Annotated in this window: 16 protein-coding genes; 3 read left to right on the forward strand and 13 right to left on the reverse strand. The window is 37.6% G+C overall.

The genetic code is table 11. The features are described from left to right. Positions 1-119 precede the first annotated feature (119 nt). The 5 genes from parC to NSQ59_RS12905 form a co-directional block, all read right to left on the reverse strand. The gene (gene parC, locus NSQ59_RS12885; protein ID WP_055739720.1) at positions 120-2,564 is read right to left on the reverse strand and encodes a DNA topoisomerase IV subunit A; all 2,445 of its coding nucleotides are present in this window, start codon (positions 2,562-2,564) and stop codon (positions 120-122) included. After that, positions 2,564-4,540: a DNA topoisomerase IV subunit B gene (gene parE, locus NSQ59_RS12890; RefSeq protein WP_055739721.1), complete on the reverse strand. Its 1,977-nt coding sequence runs from the start codon at positions 4,538-4,540 to the stop codon at positions 2,564-2,566. The genes parC and parE overlap by 1 nt, the downstream gene beginning before the upstream one ends. Before the next feature lie 468 nt (positions 4,541-5,008). Then, complete coding sequence (locus NSQ59_RS12895) at positions 5,009-5,422, reverse strand: CoA-binding protein (RefSeq protein ID WP_055739722.1); 414 nt, start codon at positions 5,420-5,422, stop codon at positions 5,009-5,011. A 58-nt stretch (positions 5,423-5,480) separates the two neighbouring features. Beyond that, a complete protein-coding gene (locus NSQ59_RS12900) occupies positions 5,481-6,776 on the reverse strand; it encodes a purine/pyrimidine permease (RefSeq protein WP_055739723.1) in 1,296 nt (431 codons plus the stop codon). A gap of 35 nt (positions 6,777-6,811) precedes the next feature. Further along, positions 6,812-8,530 carry a glycosyl hydrolase family 18 protein gene (locus NSQ59_RS12905; RefSeq protein WP_055739724.1) on the reverse strand — a complete coding sequence of 573 codons (1,719 nt, stop codon included), beginning with the start codon at positions 8,528-8,530 and terminating at the stop codon, positions 6,812-6,814. 313 nt (positions 8,531-8,843) lie between these two features. On the opposite strand from NSQ59_RS12905, the gene plsY reads away from it, so the two are divergent. Both plsY and NSQ59_RS12915 read left to right on the forward strand, forming a co-directional pair. Continuing rightward, positions 8,844-9,443: a glycerol-3-phosphate 1-O-acyltransferase PlsY gene (plsY, locus tag NSQ59_RS12910; RefSeq protein WP_055739725.1), complete on the forward strand. Its 600-nt coding sequence runs from the start codon at positions 8,844-8,846 to the stop codon at positions 9,441-9,443. A 366-nt stretch (positions 9,444-9,809) separates the two neighbouring features. After that, the gene (locus tag NSQ59_RS12915; RefSeq protein ID WP_055739726.1) at positions 9,810-10,958 is read left to right on the forward strand and encodes a CapA family protein; all 1,149 of its coding nucleotides are present in this window, start codon (positions 9,810-9,812) and stop codon (positions 10,956-10,958) included. A 118-nt stretch (positions 10,959-11,076) separates the two neighbouring features. Here the strand turns inward: NSQ59_RS12915 and NSQ59_RS12920 are convergent, their stop codons facing one another. Then, complete coding sequence (locus NSQ59_RS12920) at positions 11,077-12,753, reverse strand: FAD-binding dehydrogenase (RefSeq protein WP_340833160.1); 1,677 nt, start codon at positions 12,751-12,753, stop codon at positions 11,077-11,079. A gap of 224 nt (positions 12,754-12,977) precedes the next feature. Here NSQ59_RS12920 and NSQ59_RS12925 point away from each other — a divergent pair, with 224 nt between their 5' ends. Further along, positions 12,978-13,271 (forward strand): HesB/YadR/YfhF family protein, encoded by a 294-nt coding sequence (locus tag NSQ59_RS12925; RefSeq protein WP_055739727.1) that lies wholly within the window; start codon positions 12,978-12,980, stop codon positions 13,269-13,271. A gap of 44 nt (positions 13,272-13,315) precedes the next feature. Here NSQ59_RS12925 and NSQ59_RS12930 read toward each other — a convergent pair whose 3' ends face one another. From NSQ59_RS12930 to acnA, 7 genes are all read right to left on the reverse strand, one after another. Then, positions 13,316-13,615: a hypothetical protein gene (locus NSQ59_RS12930; protein ID WP_055739728.1), complete on the reverse strand. Its 300-nt coding sequence runs from the start codon at positions 13,613-13,615 to the stop codon at positions 13,316-13,318. A 12-nt stretch (positions 13,616-13,627) separates the two neighbouring features. Further along, positions 13,628-14,050 (reverse strand): acyl-CoA thioesterase, encoded by a 423-nt coding sequence (locus tag NSQ59_RS12935; protein ID WP_055739729.1) that lies wholly within the window; start codon positions 14,048-14,050, stop codon positions 13,628-13,630. Positions 14,051-14,253: 203 nt separating this feature from the next. Continuing rightward, positions 14,254-14,487 (reverse strand): small acid-soluble spore protein Tlp, encoded by a 234-nt coding sequence (gene tlp / locus NSQ59_RS12940; protein ID WP_055739730.1) that lies wholly within the window; start codon positions 14,485-14,487, stop codon positions 14,254-14,256. A 95-nt stretch (positions 14,488-14,582) separates the two neighbouring features. After that, complete coding sequence (locus tag NSQ59_RS12945; RefSeq protein ID WP_055739731.1) at positions 14,583-14,726, reverse strand: acid-soluble spore protein N; 144 nt, start codon at positions 14,724-14,726, stop codon at positions 14,583-14,585. 55 nt (positions 14,727-14,781) lie between these two features. Beyond that, entirely contained in the window at positions 14,782-14,916 is a 135-nt protein-coding gene (locus tag NSQ59_RS12950; protein WP_083489309.1) for an FbpB family small basic protein, read from the reverse strand. Positions 14,917-15,039: 123 nt separating this feature from the next. Then, positions 15,040-15,630: a TlpA family protein disulfide reductase gene (locus NSQ59_RS12955; protein WP_055739732.1), complete on the reverse strand. Its 591-nt coding sequence runs from the start codon at positions 15,628-15,630 to the stop codon at positions 15,040-15,042. A gap of 112 nt (positions 15,631-15,742) precedes the next feature. Further along, on the reverse strand, positions 15,743-18,454 hold the full coding sequence (gene acnA, locus NSQ59_RS12960) for an aconitate hydratase AcnA (protein WP_055739733.1): 2,712 nt from the start codon (positions 18,452-18,454) through the stop codon (positions 15,743-15,745). Positions 18,455-18,606 lie beyond the last annotated feature (152 nt).

The raw sequence follows: 18,606 nt of genomic DNA on the forward strand, positions 1-18,606 counted from the left end.
TCCTTTTTCTCCGATTGTTACTATTATTGGCAAATAGATAGAAAGTATGTAATTTTTCCCTGAATTAAGATAAAAAAGAACTTGCCACCTTAGTGACAAGTTTAAATGATAGGAACCTTTTAGTTGTTTTCTGTATCTTTCTTGTTGGTTGTATCCTTCCAAATGCCTACTGTTAATCCGTTCTCCGATTCATCAAAAATAAAGGAGCCATTAGAATAACGATCATTTGCACGCATTTCCGCTATATTAATTTGTTCGATATTATTTTGCTCTGTTTGAACGTTCATAATATCACTATTGTCTACGATATCCATACCTGCTACACGATGCGGATTATTTTTCAATTCTCTTAGCATTACAACACCGCGTTTTGCCCTAGTTGTCTTTTCAAATTCTGCGATTTTCATTTTCTTAATCGCTCCTCTTTGGGTAGCAATGAAAATGAATTCTTTGTCAGGATCCAAAATGATTTTTCCAGAGACAACATAGTCTCCTTCTTTCAGATTAATTCCTTTTACACCGGCAGCTCTTGCTCCTACGATATTAACTTCTTCCTCACTGAACCATAGACCATAGCCAATATGAGTTGCTATAAATAAATCCTTTTGACCATCCGTAAGATGAACATCTACTACTTCGTCATCTCCTTTTAAATTAATAGCAACTAATGGTTTAGAGTATCTTTGTGCATTATACTGACTTAATTCAGTCTTTTTGACCATTCCATTTTTTGTTACGAATAATAAGAATTGTGGTGCGGAAAAATCCTGAATAGTAATAACTTTAACAATTTGTTCGTCCTTTTCGATTGGTACAATATTAGCAATATGCTGGCCAAGATCCTTCCAGCGAATATCTGGTAATTCATGTACTGGACAATACAAGTAATTTCCTTTATTCGTAAAGAGTAAAATAACGTTGGTGGTATTAATTTCCTCTTGGAATAACAAGCGATCGGTTTCTTTAATGGCAAGATCAAGACCGTTAGAAGCTGTATAAGAACGAATGCTTGTACGTTTCACGTAACCATCTTTCGTAACCGTTACCATAACGTCCTCATTAGGAATCATAACCTCTAAATTGATTTTTATCTCTTCAATTTCATTCTCGATTTTTGTTTTGCGTGCGTCCGCATATTTCTTTTTAATTTCTTGTAGTTCTTTTTTAATTACTTTTAGTAAGTTTTTTTCACTTTCAAGAATGGCTGTTAATTCTTCGATTTTCTTGTTTAATTCCATTGCTTCCTTTTGAAGGGCCGTAATATCGGTATTGGTTAAGCGATATAGCTGCAATGATACGATCGCTTCTGCCTGTGGCTCTGTAAATTCATATTTGGCAATTAAGTTATCCTTAGCATCGCGTTTATCTTTAGAGGCACGGATGGTCGCGATTACTTCATCTAAAATGGATAATGCTTTCATTAGTCCATCTACTATATGCTGACGATCCATCGCTTTTTGTAAATCAAATTTCGTACGTTTCGTCACGACATCCTTTTGATGTTCAATATAGGAGTCTAAAAGCTCACGAATACCAAGTAATTTTGGACGGCGATTATGGATTGCGACCATATTAAAGTTATAAGATACTTGTAAGTCCGTATTTTTGAATAAATAGTACAGAACTCCTTCGGCATCAGCATCTTTTTTTAATTCAATGACAATACGAAGTCCTGTGCGGTCCGTTTCATCTCGGACCTCTGAAATGCCTTCTACTTTACGATCTAGTCTAAGCTCGTCAATTTTTTTTACTAAATTAGCTTTATTGACTTCATAAGGTATTTCAGTAACAACAATTTGCTGCTTCCCGCCACGCATATCCTCAATGGATGTTTTCCCGCGGACCACCATTTTTCCTTTGCCTGTTTCATATGCCTTCTTTATCCCTTCAATACCTTGAATGATTCCGCCAGTTGGGAAATCAGGACCTTTAATAATCGTCATAAGATCCTCTACTGTACAATCAGGACGTTCAATACGCATAATGGTTCCGTCAATTACTTCCCCAAGATGATGAGGAGGAATATCTGTTGCATATCCGGCTGATATACCAGTTGATCCATTTACTAATAGATTAGGAAACCGTGCTGGCAGAACAGTTGGTTCCTTAGATGTATCATCGAAGTTTGGGATGAAATCAACTGTGTCTTTATCAATATCAAGCAAAAGTTCAGATGCGATAGCAGAAAGACGCGCCTCTGTATAACGCATAGCAGCAGGAGGATCGCCATCAATACTACCGTTGTTTCCGTGCATTTCTACTAGTACATTGCGAACCTTCCAATCCTGACTCATCCTTACCATTGCATCATAAACAGATGTATCTCCATGAGGATGGTAATTACCGATAACATTTCCGACTGTTTTAGCAGATTTTCGAAAGCCTTTATCTGCAGTGTTTCCCTCTACATGCATCGCGTATAAAATACGCCTTTGCACTGGCTTTAGACCGTCCCTAGCATCTGGAAGGGCACGATCTTGAATAATATATTTACTGTATCGTCCAAAACGATCTCCAATAACCTCTTCTAAAGGTAAATCTTGAAAACGTTCTACTGTTGTCATTAGATCTGTTCCCCTCCTTCGACAGTAAGATTTTCATTCTCTAATATGCTTTGATCTTCTTCCAGTCCAAAAGCAACATTATTTTCAATCCATTTCCGTCGCGGTTCCACTTTATCTCCCATTAAGGTTGTTACCCGGCGTTCTGCTCTTGCAGCATCATCAATACGTACACGAATTAATGTTCTTGATTCCGGATCCATCGTTGTTTCCCATAATTGGTCTGCATTCATTTCGCCAAGACCTTTATATCGCTGAAGCATATAGCCTCTTCCAACTTTTTTTATCACCGATTGCAATTCATTTTCTGTCCAAGCATACTCGATTACCTCTTTTTTACCGCTCCCTTTACTTACTTTATAAAGCGGCGGGAGGGCGATATATACTTTTCCAGCTTCTATCAATGGACGCATATAACGATAGAAGAAAGTAAGGAGCAGTACTTGTATGTGAGCACCGTCCGTATCGGCATCTGTCATAATGATCACTTTATTGTAATTAACATCCTCAATATTAAAGTCAGGTCCGACACCCGCTCCAATTGTATGAATGATGGTATTGATTTCTTCATTTTTAAAAATGTCTTGAAGCTTCGCTTTTTCCGTGTTAATTACTTTTCCACGAAGCGGAAGAACGGCTTGGAAACGACGGTCACGGCCTTGTTTTGCCGAACCTCCAGCGGAATCACCCTCAACAAGATAAAGTTCATTTTTTTCCGGATTTCGCGATTGGGCAGGAGTTAGTTTTCCTGAAAGGATACTCTCTGATTTCTTTTTCTTTTTCCCGTTGCGTGCTTCCTCCCGGGCTTTTCTCGCTGCTTCTCTTGCTTGTGCTGCTTTTATAGCCTTTTTAATTAATAAATTACTGGAATCAGGGTTTTCTTCTAGAAAATAGGCTAGATGCTCTGAAACGACAGTATCAACAGCAGAACGTGCTTCACTCGTACCTAGCTTACCTTTTGTTTGTCCTTCGAATTGCAGAAACTCTTCCGGAATTCGAACAGATACGATAGCGGATAATCCTTCCCGAATGTCTGTTCCGTCTAAGTTTTTATCCCGCTCTTTTAAAAGGTTAACCTTCCGTGCATATTCATTTATCACTCGTGTTAATGCGGTTTTGGCGCCTGCTTCATGGGTTCCCCCGTCCTTTGTACGCACATTATTAACGAAGGAGAGGATATTTTCTGAAAATCCGTCGTTAAATTGGAAAGCAAATTCAACTTCAATATCACTGGCTTCCCCCTCAATCATGACAACGGGATGCAGAACATCTTTCCCTTCATTTAAGTATTCAACGAATGCTTCAATGCCGTTTTCATAATGAAAGGTGTCACTTTGGCCGTAGCGTTCATCGATAATCTCAATTTTTAAACCTTTTAATAAAAAGGCGGATTCTCTTAATCGCTCACAAAGGGTGTCGTAATTAAAGGTGGTAGTGCTGAAAATAGTCGGATCAGGCTTGAAATGGATGTTTGTCCCTGTTTGATTTGATTTTCCGATTTTTTCAAGGGTCGTTTCCGGTATTCCGCCATCACGAAATCGTTGCTCATATACATACCCATCACGCTTGATGGTTACAACCAACCATTCCGATAAAGCATTTACAACGGAAGCACCAACACCGTGTAATCCACCTGCCGTTTTATATCCGCCTTGCCCAAACTTACCCCCGGCATGTAAGACTGTAAAAATTACCTCTGTCGTTGGTTTTCCTAACTTATGCATTCCTGTCGGCATACCGCGCCCTTTGTCATCTACACTTATACTATTATCCTTATGGATTTTGACAATAATATGATCACCATTGCCGGCAAGTGCCTCGTCAACGGAATTATCGACAATTTCATATACAAGGTGATGCAATCCTCGCGCGTCAGTTGATCCTATATACATCCCCGGACGTTTCCGAACCGCTTCAAGACCCTCCAGCACCTGGATGGCATCATCGTTATACTCAATTAAGTCTTGTTTCTTTGTCACAAAAATTCCCCTTTCAACAACACAACTCTCTGTCTCTATATAAAACAATCGTAAATCATTATCAAAGGCTATTTCATAAACTATCTTGCTTTTGTAGACGAAAACCAATAAAAACCTTATTTAAGTTAAGAATGATTAACACATCTTTAAGAAAATGTGCCCCTAGGCTAAGTCTACAATAGAATTTACATGAAAACAGCCTAATTAAAATGATGAAACAAACATCTGTTCGCTTATCATTATAACATATCCGAACAAGCGTCTATGAACTATTTTAACGATAAATTCTTATTTGGCAAATTACTTTTTAAAGACAAACAATTTTTCTGCCTGAATGATCCGTGAAACTACTGTACTTTTTAAAAATCCATCGTGAATCTATAATAGGCTTCATAGCCGTTAATTGGGAGTTTTTAAATGAATAAAAAACAAGCGTACCATAAAAGAAATACGCTTGTTTAAAGAAACTCATTTTGTTAAGGCATGTTCGACTTTAATACAGCGATTCATAATTACCGTATATCCTTTTTCTTTCAGAAATTGATATGCTTCTTCATTTTCAAGGCCTAATTGTGCCCAGAAGATATCTGCGTCGATTTCGTCAAATTCTTTTGCAATCTCCGGCAGATATTCGGACCTGCGGAACACATTGACAATATCCACATGTCCTTCAATTTCTTTAAGGGATGAAACAGCCTTCACACCCAACACACTCTCGACAGAAGGATTAACAGGAATAATTTCATAGCCCGCTTTTTGCATTGCTTCTGAAATCATATAAGATGTTCTCTCGGGATTATCACTTAACCCTACTACGGCTATACGTTTCGCTTTTTTTAAAATCCCTTTGATTTCTTCTCTGCTTGGATTTTCAATTGTCATTCAAAAACCCCCATGTGTCTTTTTTCTTATCGTACGCTTTTCTAGCGATTCCTGCAACTTACGATACGGATGAAGCTGATTTTCTTTTCTTTTGCCAACGCAAGTATTGCTCTGAAATGATGGCAATAATGGTTCCTAACACTAATCCGTTATTGACTAAGGATCCGATGAATGCAGGAAGTTTCACGGTTGCTTCCGCAGGCAAAAACATCGTTCCAACCCCTACCATTAAAGCGATTCCGGCAGTTGTATAAGTAATTTGTCGATCTGTAACTTTTTCAATTTCCGATAGTGCAAGCCCAATCATCTTCGTGAAAATGACAAAGGTTACCGCATAGCCCACAGGTGCAGGAAGTGCTGACATAATATTCATAAGCGGTGGAAGCAAGGAAATAACGGTTACTAAAACGCCGCCAATAATAAATGGTTTTATGGACTTAATACCAGTTTGAGATACAAATCCTGCTGAACCGGAAATTGGCACGGAGCCAATTGCAGAAAAAACCCCGCCAAGTATTTGGTTGATTCCGGAAATGAAGCCAGACTTTTTAAAGCTAACTGGTTTGGTTTTAGATCCTTTTAAAACCTCTTCCATCACTCGAATCGAAGCAATCATATTAGTCGTTAGTAATATCGTTATGAAAAAGGAAGTGGTTAATACACCTGCATCAAAGGTTGGCTTTCCAAAATGAAAAAGTTTTGGAAAGGCGATTATCGCGTGGCTGCTTGGAACCTTTGGTGCTAGTCCAAAAAGGATAAAAAGCATCCATCCTATCAATAATCCGAAAATAATGGAAAATTGCCGTACCCATTGTATTTTCATTTGACCAAGGTAAAAAGTAACAAGAATAATGACGATACATAACACAGCTACTTTAGGTTGTATATGGGCTTGTTCCTCCGATAATCCAAGCATTCCTTTTATAAAGGAACCGCTTAACTGCAGGATCAGCAAAAAGAGATAAATAAACGTTACAGTTGGAGTAAAAAGCCTTGCTAACTTCTCAATTAACCCGAAGGCAGAAAGAAGAAAGAAAACGATACCGCTAAAAATCATGCCTCCGCTAAGTGCATTCAACGCTTCAATGCTAGTGGAATAAATGGTCCCGACAAAGCCGGCATAAATGGCAAATACGCTCCACCATAAGCCTGCAGGTCCTTCTGAAACTGGTAGGCGATGACCGATAAATCCTTGTAATAGTCCAGCAATTCCTAATACGAAAATCGTTCTTTGTACAAATGCTGATGTTTCAATCGGATTTAAGTGAAATAGATCAGCTATAGCGATTGGTGCTGCGATAGCACCGGCAATCATAAAAGCCATCCATTGGATGGCTGACAAAAATGTTTTCATTCTTTAAAACCCCTAACTTCATAAAGTACGTAATATTAATTTTGATTGTAGGCAGAAAGGGTAGATTGCAGTGACATAAAGGCATGTTCGTTACCAAATGCCCGCGCCCAAGAAGCGATGCCTGCTAATTGGTTATGACCTGCAATATCTGCTCTCTTAGCCAAAGAATACTCATCCTCAATCCACATTTTATATGTGATATTGGTTTTGGAATCTAAATACTGAACATAATGCTGTCCGCTTTCGGAATCCATTTGTACTTTTACTTTGTGCTTCTTTATCCATTCATTTGCTTGGTTCATGGTTAATGCACGGGAAGATGTATTTTTTTTGCCATCTTTCCATTCCTCTTTCCATAACCTTGAATAAAAAGGCACACCTAAGATGATTTTATCATTTGGAACTAATTTTAATATCGGCTTAAGTCCACTTTCTACCCATGGCAAGCTTGCAACACTTCCCGCTACCGGTGAATTTGCCCAATGTTCATCATATGCCATTATGATAAGGTAATCAACAATTTTTCCTAGTTTTTCCCGCTCGTAAAATTCAGACCAATTTCCTTTTGCAATAAAGGTAATGTCCATCGAAACATATTTATGATTGGCATGGAGCAAAGCCGTTATTTCACGTACAAATTGTGTGACTAGTGGTCCATCTTCTGGGCGGACATTTTCGATATCAATATTTATTCCGTCTAAATGCTCTTTATTTGCAATTTTTACTATCGATTGAATGATTTTTTGTCTTTTCTCAAATGTGCTAAAAGCAGCTTTTGTTAAATCAGGATTAGATGAATTAGAAAATAGTGCCCAAACTTGTATATGATGCTGTTTTGCCCATTTAATATATTTCGATGATAATAGGTTTGAAATATCCCCGTTTTCATTCTTTAATCGAAACCATGTCGGTGAGACTACATTGACTCCAGCCATGATTGGCAGCTGGGATGGATTTGGTGTTTTGGTGTAAACGGCTTCCCAAGACATTTGGATTGGCTTTGAGATAGCTGGAAGGTTAATAACTTCTTTAGGAAAAGGGATTTGCACATGTTTAGCATTTTCCTTTTTGACATAAGCCTTCTGAATATACCCCCCAAACCCATCAAGAGTTCTAACAAAATAGTATTCTTTATATTCCCGTTCAATGTGAACAGTTTCTCCCCTATTAACCTCAGTAACGTACGGGGATTGCAAGTTCTGGCGCATTCGAAGACGTAAGAAAGCTTTCCGAACATTCTTTGATACTATTTTTCCGTTATCGTATTGTTCACCATCCAAATGGATCCAAATGACTCCCGTATGCTTCGTGATCTCGTATTGTATTGGGTACAGTGATTGCAGTGTTTCAAGCGATATATATGTATGATTCGATACGTTCTTCATTATAGGGAATTTTGTTTGTTTCGGCTTTCCATTCACATACAAGACCTTTTGATTATATGGAATTTGAATCACACTTAATTTGGTTGTGATGATAAGGGAATGACTTTCTTCATAAATACTATCATCTATTTGATTTTTTACTGTATTAAGTGGGATATAAAGTTCATTTTCACTGCGGATTGCATTACCGTGTATTGCCCCTTTAATCAATATCGGATATTCTCCTGATAAATAGTTTCCTTTTTTCGTAGATGCAAAGGGGTAATATATATATAATAGAGTTCCCGTTATGATGAATAAAAGCAAAATAATAGTCAAAGGCCATTTTGTTTTTCTTTTGGGTCTAGATCTTAAAGGTATCGTTTCCATCATTATCCTCCTAAATGCCATAATCTAATCGTACAGGAGGAAAAAGTCCGTGAAAAGAGTAAAAATATGACTTTTTTAAAACAAATGTGAAAACATCTCGGTCATCTCCTAGATGATAGTTGATGGTGCTAGAAATAAACATTTTTTTAAGTGTATCCATAGGATTAAATTTTTTATTTATGCCCTAAACGATTAAAAAATCTTTTTTCTTTCACATTCTTTACATGATACAATAATAAAGCAATAATAAATTTGAATAGATAAAAGAATTCCAAACGATTTCTTTTGAACTAGCATTAAAGGAGCTATGTGAATGATTTATGCACTCATACTAATTCTTGCCTACCTACTAGGTTCAATTCCTTCAGGATTAATTGTAGGAAAACTTTTTTACGGAATAGATATTCGTGAACATGGGAGCGGGAATCTTGGAGCAACCAATACTTTCCGGACGTTAGGTAAAAAGGCGGGTATTGCTGTTACTGTTGCAGATATTCTAAAAGGTACATTAGCTACCTGCCTTCCTCTTATTTTTGGAGTATCAGCAGGTTTTCACCCATTATTAGTCGGATTGGTTGCAGTGATTGGACATATCTTTCCAATCTTTGCAGGCTTTAGAGGTGGAAAAGCGGTGGCTACATCAGGCGGTGTTATCTTGGCTTACAGTCCTCTATTATTTTTATTAATTGTAATTGTTTTTCTCGTTAGCTTAAAAATAAGCAAATATGTATCGCTGTCCTCGATTATTTGTGGAGTATTTGCGATCATTTACGCTTTTATCGATATGTTGATTCGTCATGATTGGCCGTTCTTTGTTGTCATTTTTGCAATCGCATTTTTTGTCATCTATCGACATCGGGCGAACATCAAACGAATTAGAGAAAAAACAGAGCCAAAAGTAAAATGGATATAAATGGTCATAAGTAGAGAAGCGTCCTAATATAGATGATTAGGACGCTTTTTTATTTAAAGGAGGAAAGTATAAAATTTTTCAACATCTAAATAATTTAACAAGTTAAATTTTGTCTAGCGTAAGCAGATATCGACTAGTGGATTTCTTGTCTCCTCCCTACGATAAGTCAACATCAGCTTGTGAACTACCTCACTGTGTTTCCTTTATCTCGAGGTGAGCGACTACGAAATCCGTACGCTAGTGCTGCGGGCTTGCGCTTTTCTGTAATCTTTTAAACTTTCTACAAATTTCGCATAAAACCTCCACTAATATACATTGGTATAGTAAGATAGCAGTATAGATATAAAAGTAAAGGCTGGTTATGGGATGAGGGGAAAACATAAGGTTGCAGGTATATTATTGCTATGTTTGCTTGTTGCTATAGGGGTATTATTCTTTATACAATTCGATAATTGGAAACAAGCAGTGTCTAAAAAAACATTTACAGTCGCAACAAACACGACAAGAACATTAAGTGTAAAAACAAAGGAGTTCCATTCAAGTGCTGTAATTGGTGGAATTGGGGATGTACTTATTCATGACTGGGTGTATGAAGATGCAAAAACCAAGTACGGGTATGATTTTAAACCGATTTTTCAAAATGTTAAAGCTATAATGAAAAAACCTGATTTATTGATTGCCAATCAAGAATCGACCCCAGGCGGAGCGCAATTAGGTGTTTCCAGCTATCCGTGCTTTAACAGCCCGTATGAAATTGTGGATGCTATTATGGATGCTGGTGTTGATTTTGTTACAACCGCAAATAATCATGTTCTCGATAAGGGCGAGAAAGGATTGTTAAGTGCCCTTACCTACTATGATAAAGTACATTTGCCGCATGTTGGGACGTTTAAAAGCAAAGAGGATCAAGAAACGCTAAGAATTGAAAATGTTAATGGCATTAAAATTGCCATTCTCTCTTATACCTACGGAACGAATGGAATTCCAATACCAGAGGGTAAAGATTATCTGGTTAATATGATAGATAAAGATAAGATTTTGGCTGAGCTAAAAAGAGCACGTGCACAAGCAGATGTTGTTGTTTTAGGTATGCATTGGGGGATTGAATATCAACGCCAACCTAATGAAGAACAACAGCAACTAGCAAAGCTTTTTACAGATGGCGGTGCAGATATCATTCTTGGCAGTCATCCTCATGTCTTGCAGCCAATCCAAAAGTTTCATACAAAGGATGGACGTGATGCGATTGTTATATACTCGCTCGGGAACTTTATTTCTGGACAAATGTGGGATTACAAAGATATCGGCGGTATGTTTGAAGTGAAGGTTACAAAAGATGTAACCACCAATGGAAACAACATTAAATTAGAGGATATGCAATTCTACCCTACGTTTGTGTATAATCATAAATTTAAAAATTACCAATTGTATCCATTGCAAGAAGCCTATGCCAAAGGGATGGCAGATCACTCCTATAAAGAGATAATGGAGCACATGATGGGCGGTATTAAATAATGTAGAAAAAGAGCTTATTATTCTAGGTGAGAAAACTATAGAATAAGCTCTTTTCTTTATTTAGAAATAGGAAAATATTTATCTATAATATAAATTATTTATCATGTATAGTTTGTTTCTATTTTAATTCTGCTGCAATAGCTCGGCCAGCAACCCTTCCGCTAAAGAGGCATCCTCCTAAAAATGTACCTTCTAAAGCACGATAACCATGTACGCCTCCTCCTCCGAATCCCGACACCTCTCCTGCGGCATAAAGACCGGGAACTGGATTACCCAACGAATCAAGAACTTTTGCTGATAAATCGGTTTGCAGTCCTCCCAATGTCTTTCGACTAATAATATTCAGTTTAACTGCTATAAGAGGTCCGTTTTTAGGATCCAGTATTTTGTGTGGTTTGGCCACACGAATTAATTTATCCCCAAGATATTTGCGTGCACCACGAATAGCCGTTATTTGCAGGTCCTTTGTAAAAGGGTTCTCGATTTCGCGATCGCGTGCTTGAATTTGCTTTTCAATTTCCTTTAATTGAAGAAGCTTTTTATCTGTCAGGTTGTTCATTCCCTCTACAAGATCAGCTAATGTATTTGCAATAACAAAATCTTCCCCTTTATCCATAAAAGCTTGGACAGGTGCAGAAGCGCCAGGTAATGCTCTTTCTAATACCTGTTTAATACTTTTCCCTGTTAAATCTGGATTTTGCTCGGAACCTGATAAGGCAAATTCCCGTTCAATAATTTTTTGTGTCAGGATAAACCATGAATAGCTATATCCGGTTTTTTGAATAGCTTCCAATGTTCCAAGAGTATCGAAACCAGGAAAATTAGGAGCGGGAAATCTCCTTCCCTTTGCGTCTAACCAAATGGAAGATGGGCCGGGAAGAATACGGATCCCATGAAGATTCCAAACAGGATTCCAATTTTTTATTCCTTCCGTATAGTGCCACATCCGATCTCGATTTACGATACGTCCTCCAGCATCTTCTGTTATCGCAAGCATTCTTCCATCGACATGCGCAGGCACACCAGAAAGCATTTGCCTCGGTGGTGTTCCAAGTCGACTTGGCCAATTTTTCCGGATTAAATCATGATTTGCACCTATTCCACCACTTGTCACCGCAACAATGGTTGCTTTAAATTCAAATTCCCCTATTATTTCACGAGAACTTGCTTCTCCGCGAGATACAGTGCTTGGTTCTAAAATAGACCCACTTACCCCTTCTACAGCACCATTTCTTGTTAATAGACGGTCTACACGATGTCTGGACCGATATTCAATCAATCCATTTTTTATATGTTCTCTCAGCTTTCGTTCAAAAGGCGCTACGATGCCAGGGCCAGTTCCCCATACGATATGGAATCTTGGTACGGAATTTCCGTGTCCATCAGCAAGATAGCCACCTCGTTCTGCCCATCCGACAACAGGGAAAAATCTTACTCCCATATTATGAAGCCACTCACGCTTCTCACCAGCAGCAAACTCAACATACGCCCTCGCCCATTTTTTTCCCCAAATATCTTCATCTTCTTCTCTGTCAAACCCTGCTGTTCCAAGCCAGTCCTGCCAAGCCAATTCTGTCGAATCCTTAATACCCATCCTTCGTTGTTCAGGGGAGTTTACTAAAAATAAACCGCCAAACGACCACCATGCCTGTCCGCCTAGTGAGCTTTCGGGCTCCTGATCAAGAAGGAGGACCTTTATTCCGGAATCGGCAATTTCCGTTGCAGTAACTAAACCTGCTAAACCAGCCCCAACAACAATAACGTCGTAGTCCACAAGCATCCCCCATTGCTTTATAAAGTATTTACAGTAGTTTTTACATTAAGTATATATATGCTTGCATTCAAACTCAATGTATTAAGAACATTTAGAAGTATTTAAATAGTTCCTCAAAGTCTAATTGTTTTCTTCATCGATGCTTCTTTGATAAAATAAGGAAAGTTCAATATTATTTGATGAAAATAGTCTGTGTGTGCTGGAAGTATACTAAATATGCTTGTTTTCTTTAGGAGGTTTGGAATATGCAAATTTTTGTTTCCGATGATGCGGTAAAGTGGTTTCAAGATGAAATGGATATAGAAGCAGGAGATTCCATTCGTTTCTTTGTTAAATATGGAGGTTCTACCGCTGTGCAAGAAGGTTTTTCACTCGGTTTAATGAAAGAGGAAGCGGAAGATCCTGTCGTTACTACAACAAAAAACGGTATATTATTTTTTATTGAGGAAAGAGATGTATGGTATTTTGATGGTCATGATTTACATGTTGGATATAATTCTGGACTAGACGAACCAGTATTCGAGTATAAAAAAGGGTAATAAAATTCCTCCATCCGAAATATTCGGTATGGAGGTTTTGTATTTTATAGGTATTTAATATGTTTATTTATTATTCCTTCCGATTCCAAAATTTCTTTTTGCCTTGTTCCAAGTAAATCGTAGTGGGAATACCCATCTTTACGATGATGGATCCATTCCTTTTTTAACCCGTACTTGGCACCCCATTTCTGAAGCTTATGTAAATCATTGCATCCTACCTTGGTTACGGATCTTGCCTCTGGAAAGCGGTCATCTAGCCAATAATGGGTTAAAAAAGCGATTTCTCCGCGATCAATTGATTTTTTCCAGGTTCTAAGTTCATCTTTAGTTATTCCAAATGCCACTAGATCCACACCTTACTCTGTCTTTTTTGCTTTTTCGTATGCTTCATGCCAGTCTGGGAATATTTTTCTAATAGAAATCGGTCGGAATGATTCTTTTCTCACACAGGCATGTTTCGAGTAGGAGGTAACCGATAGTTCTCCATTTTCTTTATAAATTTCATAGCCATATGTAATACGGATCCCATCATATTCTTCTATCCAGGTTTTGATTGTTGCCATTTCTCCGTATAGGACAGGTTTTTTATAGGAAATTTCGATATCGATTACTGGAGAGAGAATGCCCTCCACCTCCATATCAGCGTATTTAAAGCCGAGATCTTCTACCAATTGTGTACGTCCTAATTCCATCCAAACTAAATAATTTGCATGATATACAATACCCATTTGATCTGTTTCGGCGTATCTTACTTCAATCTTTTTATCAGATATTAACATTTAGTTCACCTCAAGTAAAAATAACTAGTACCATCATTGTATCATGCAATTTAAACTTCGAAAAATAAAAGAATTTAACCAAGAACAAATCTTCCAGGCTCTATAGCTAGTCGCGACATTTTTTTGAAAGTTCTCGACCGGATTTCATTTTATCATTTGATTCCCAATAAATAAGCCGGCATTTAGCCGGCTTTGTCAATACATTATTGATTATTGTTTTCTTGAGCATGTGCTTCGTCTTTAATTTCACTGCGCATCGCATCAATGCTTTCACGGCGGCGTTCATTCTTTGCCTCAATTTGTGCTCGCTGTTCACCGTCAGCAAATTCAGCGGTTGCTTCTGCTTTTTCCATATTTTCAATAGTGTTTTGCACCATGTCTTGAAGCTTCTCTACGTTATCGCTGCGGTCATCTGGTTTCGGTTTGTTCCATGCCATTCGCTTATTCCTCCTTGAAGAAAATAAGTGCACCAATTACTCGGTACATCATTAGTGTAACTAGATATGAAAAAAGAATTGATGGAAATTAGTGTTTACTCACCCTTCGTTTGCATTACTTGTGCATGTTCACCAGATTGATCCTGCATCTTCTTTCCCTTGTTGCCTCCTGCGGATCGCTGTTGTGTTCCAATATGGTTAGGTACATAATCCTGTGGTTTTCTTTTTGGGTTGCTCAATGAAAAATTCCCTCCTTTTCTGTTAGTTTTTCCGAAAAGTCAGGGAATATGTGGTCTATTCAGCTTTCTTTATCATTCGTTTCTGTTCTAATTTTTCTTCAATACGATCCATTGCATCCCGATCTTTCAGAAGTTCTTGTTTATTCTCCATTACTAAATCTATAAACGATTTTTTCATTGATTTTCTCATTTGCAAGTCTCCTTTGGCAATTTTACTTTTTTCTACTTTTTAGTATGGTCAGTTATTTGCATAATTATAATATTTTTAGAACATTTTGCCCCTTTAAAAGAAAAAACACCTCCTAAAAGGTGTTCATTTCGTTAAAATATGTTTTAAATGGTTATAAGTTACTGCCCCAATTTGTTTGTTCATAATCATACCTTTTTCATCGATAACGTAGGTAGTGGGAATTGGTTGTATTTCATATTGATTACTTATAGTTTCTTTATTATCCATAATAATTGGATACGTAATGTCATACTTTTTCATAAAGTCCATCACTTGGGCTTTCGAACTTTCAATATTAATACCAATCAATTCTACATCTGAGTGATGTTCATTATAAAACTTTACTAGCTCTGGAAGTTCCTCTTTACAAGGCGGACACCACGCTGCCCAAAAATTTAAGATGACCTTTTTTCCTTTAAAAGCGGATAGATCAATGCTCTTCCCGTTTAACGCGACTGCTTTTATATTAGGAGCTTTTTGGCCAATAGACAAGCCTATACTTGAAATATCGGCTTCTTGAACATCTTGCTTCTTTCCCGTATTGATATTTTCATTTCTAGAAAGGTTCTCCTTGGTCTTATAATCCATAATATGTGTATTTTGTTCGACTGCTTGTACAACAAATACTCCTCCCAAAAAAAGAAGGATTGTTAGCGCAATTATTTTTCGTCCCATTTCCTTCCTCCAAAAAAATATCTGATATATGGGTTATTGTATGTAATCATATATTTTTTAGAAGAAGAAAAAAAACACATCCCGTAAAAACGAGATGTGTTCCTTTATGACATTACGCTTGTAATTTATCACGAAGTACCATTTGTAAAATACCACCATGACGATAGTAATCAATTTCCACTTCAGAGTCGAAACGTACTAATACTTCGAATTGCTTTTTATTACCAGCTTCATCAGTAGCTGTTACAGTAAGGATATCACGTGGTTTTACATTTTCATCCACTTGAACATCAATTACTTCTTTTCCTGTTAAGCCAAGAGTTTCAGCGTTTTCACCTTTCTTGAATTGAAGTGGAAGAACACCCATCAATACAAGGTTTGAACGGTGAATACGTTCGAAGCTTTCCGCAATAACAGTCTTAATACCTAATAAGTTAGTACCTTTTGCTGCCCAGTCACGAGAAGATCCCATACCGTAATCTTTACCAGCAAGTACTACTAATCCAGTTCCATCTTCTTTGTACTTCATGCATGCATCATAGATAGATGTCACTTCGTTTGTTGGCCAGTAAGTAGCATAGCCACCTTCTGTTCCAGGAGCAATTTGGTTACGGATACGGATGTTTGCAAATGTACCGCGCATCATTACATCATGGTTACCACGACGTGAACCGTAAGAGTTGAATTCACGTGGTTCAACACCGCGTTCGCGTAAATATTTACCTGCTGGTGTATCTTTACCGATTGCACCTGCTGGTGAAATATGGTCTGTTGTAACAGAGTCGCCAAACTTCGCAATTACACGTAAGCCATTAAGTGGTTTCACTTCTTCTGGATCTGGAGATAGATTTTCAAAGAATGGTGGGTTTGCGATATAAGTTGACTCTTCATCCCAAGTATATAATGGATCATTACTTGTTTTGATTTCGTTCCAACGTTTATTATCGTTGAATACATTTTCGTATTCTTTACGGAATAATTCTGGCGTTACAGTTTCTTTTACTGCTGCATTTACTTCTTCTGTTGATGGCCAGATATCTTTCATAAATACATCGTTGCCATCTTTATCTTTTCCGATAGGGTCGTTTACTAGATCGATATCAACAGTACCAGCTAATGCATAAGCAACAACAAGTGGTGGTGAAGCTAAGTAGTTAGCTTTTACTAATGGATGAATACGACCTTCAAAGTTACGGTTACCAGAAAGTACAGAAGTTACAAGTAAATCACTTTCAGAAATTGCTTTTTCAATTTCGTCTTTTAAAGGACCAGAGTTACCGATACATGTAGTACATCCGTAACCTACTAGGTTGAATCCTAATTTGTCTAAGTATGTTTGTAAACCAGAGTCTCTTAGATACCCTGTAACAACTTTAGATCCTGGTGCCAATGAAGTTTTTACATATTTAGGAACTTCTAAACCTTTTTCAACTGCTTTTTTCGCTACTAAACCAGCGCCAAGCATTACATAAGGGTTGGAAGTGTTTGTACAGCTTGTGATAGCGGCAATGGCAACAGCACCAGTTTTCATTGTTGCTTCGTCACCATTATCAAATTTAACCACTGCTTCTTTATTGATCTCAGAATCTTTTAAACCGAATCCTTGGTTACCTACAGGTGCAGTTAAAGCATCTTGGAATGCTTTTTGCATTTTGGATAACGGGATTAAATCTTGTGGACGTTTTGGACCAGAAAGATTTGCTTCGATTTCAGAAAGATTGATTTCAACTACATCAGTGTAAACTGGTTCTTCGTTTTCTGGTGTAAAGAACATATTGTTTTCTTGTAAATATTTTTCTACAAGTTTTACATGTTCTTCAGGACGGCCAGTTAGACGAAGATATTCTAAAGATTCAGCATCAACTGGGAAGAAACCGCAAGTTGCACCATATTCAGGAGCCATGTTAGCAATAGTTGCACGGTCAGCAAGTGGAAGTGTAGAAACACCAGGACCGAAGAATTCAACAAACTTACCAACAACGCCTTTTTGACGCAATACTTGAGTTACTTTCAATGCTAAGTCAGTTGCAGTAGCACCGTTTGGCATTTCGCCAGTTAATTTAACCCCGATTACTTCTGGAATTGGGAAGTATGAAGGTTGTCCAAGCATTCCAGCTTCTGCTTCAATACCACCTACACCCCAGCCAAGAACACCGATACCGTTGATCATCGTTGTATGAGAGTCAGTACCAACTAATGTATCAGGGAATGTTTCGAATTCACCTTCAGCATTTTCGATAGCATGAACAACACTTGCTAAATACTCAAGGTTAACTTGGTGAACGATACCTGTTGCTGGTGGAACAGCACGATAGTTATCAAATGCTTTTGTTGCCCAGCTTAAAAATTGATAACGCTCAGCATTACGTTCGAATTCAAAATCCATATTTGCATTTAATGCATCAGTAGTACCGTATTTATCAACTTGTACAGAGTGGTCGATAACAAGATCTACTGGGATTTCTGGATTAATTTTATCAGGGTTTCCACCTAAGTCAGCCATTGCTTTACGAAGTGAAGCAAGGTCTACTACAGCAGGAACACCTGTGAAGTCTTGTAAGATTACACGAGAAGGCTTGAATGGCACTTCTGCATCTTTTACTTCTTCAGATCCCCATTTTGCTAGGTTTTCAACATGTTCTTTTGTAATAACACGGCCATCTACTTGGCGAAGAACAGATTCTAATAATACTTTTACGGAATAAGGTAAGCGTGATACTTTTGCTATACCTGCTTCTTCAAGAGCTGCAAGACGATAAAAGTTATATCGTTTTCCTTCTAATTCAAAGGAAGTACGTGAATTAAATACGTCATTTTTAGCCACCTGAGATTCCCCCTTCTTTTCAATAATGCATCTTAAATCGATAATTGGAAGAAAAGCTCGAATGTTGGTCTCTTACTTTTCGCACATTAACATCTTAATACAAGAAATTACATAAGTAAATAACAAGAATGTTATTGTTTTTAATAAGTATT

This window comes from Margalitia sp. FSL K6-0131 (assembly GCF_038008735.1).
In the GTDB taxonomy this organism is placed as follows: Bacteria; Bacillota; Bacilli; order Bacillales; family Bacillaceae_C; genus Margalitia; species Margalitia shackletonii.

What these genes read in the sequence shown, in the direction of transcription:
- parC (WP_055739720.1), bottom strand. Translation starts at nt 2,564, where the DNA reads ATGACAACAGTAGAACGTTTTCAAGATTTACCTTTAGAAGAGGTTATT.
- NSQ59_RS12895 (WP_055739722.1), bottom strand. Translation starts at nt 5,422, where the DNA reads ATGACAATTGAAAATCCAAGCAGAGAAGAAATCAAAGGGATTTTAAAA.
- NSQ59_RS12900 (WP_055739723.1), bottom strand. Translation starts at nt 6,776, where the DNA reads ATGAAAACATTTTTGTCAGCCATCCAATGGATGGCTTTTATGATTGCC.
- NSQ59_RS12905 (WP_055739724.1), bottom strand. Translation starts at nt 8,530, where the DNA reads ATGGAAACGATACCTTTAAGATCTAGACCCAAAAGAAAAACAAAATGG.
- plsY (WP_055739725.1), top strand. Translation starts at nt 8,844, where the DNA reads ATGATTTATGCACTCATACTAATTCTTGCCTACCTACTAGGTTCAATT.
- NSQ59_RS12915 (WP_055739726.1), top strand. Translation starts at nt 9,810, where the DNA reads ATGAGGGGAAAACATAAGGTTGCAGGTATATTATTGCTATGTTTGCTT.
- NSQ59_RS12925 (WP_055739727.1), top strand. Translation starts at nt 12,978, where the DNA reads ATGCAAATTTTTGTTTCCGATGATGCGGTAAAGTGGTTTCAAGATGAA.
- NSQ59_RS12935 (WP_055739729.1), bottom strand. Translation starts at nt 14,050, where the DNA reads ATGTTAATATCTGATAAAAAGATTGAAGTAAGATACGCCGAAACAGAT.
- tlp (WP_055739730.1), bottom strand. Translation starts at nt 14,487, where the DNA reads ATGGCATGGAACAAACCGAAACCAGATGACCGCAGCGATAACGTAGAG.
- NSQ59_RS12950 (WP_083489309.1), bottom strand. Translation starts at nt 14,916, where the DNA reads ATGAGAAAATCAATGAAAAAATCGTTTATAGATTTAGTAATGGAGAAT.
- NSQ59_RS12955 (WP_055739732.1), bottom strand. Translation starts at nt 15,630, where the DNA reads ATGGGACGAAAAATAATTGCGCTAACAATCCTTCTTTTTTTGGGAGGA.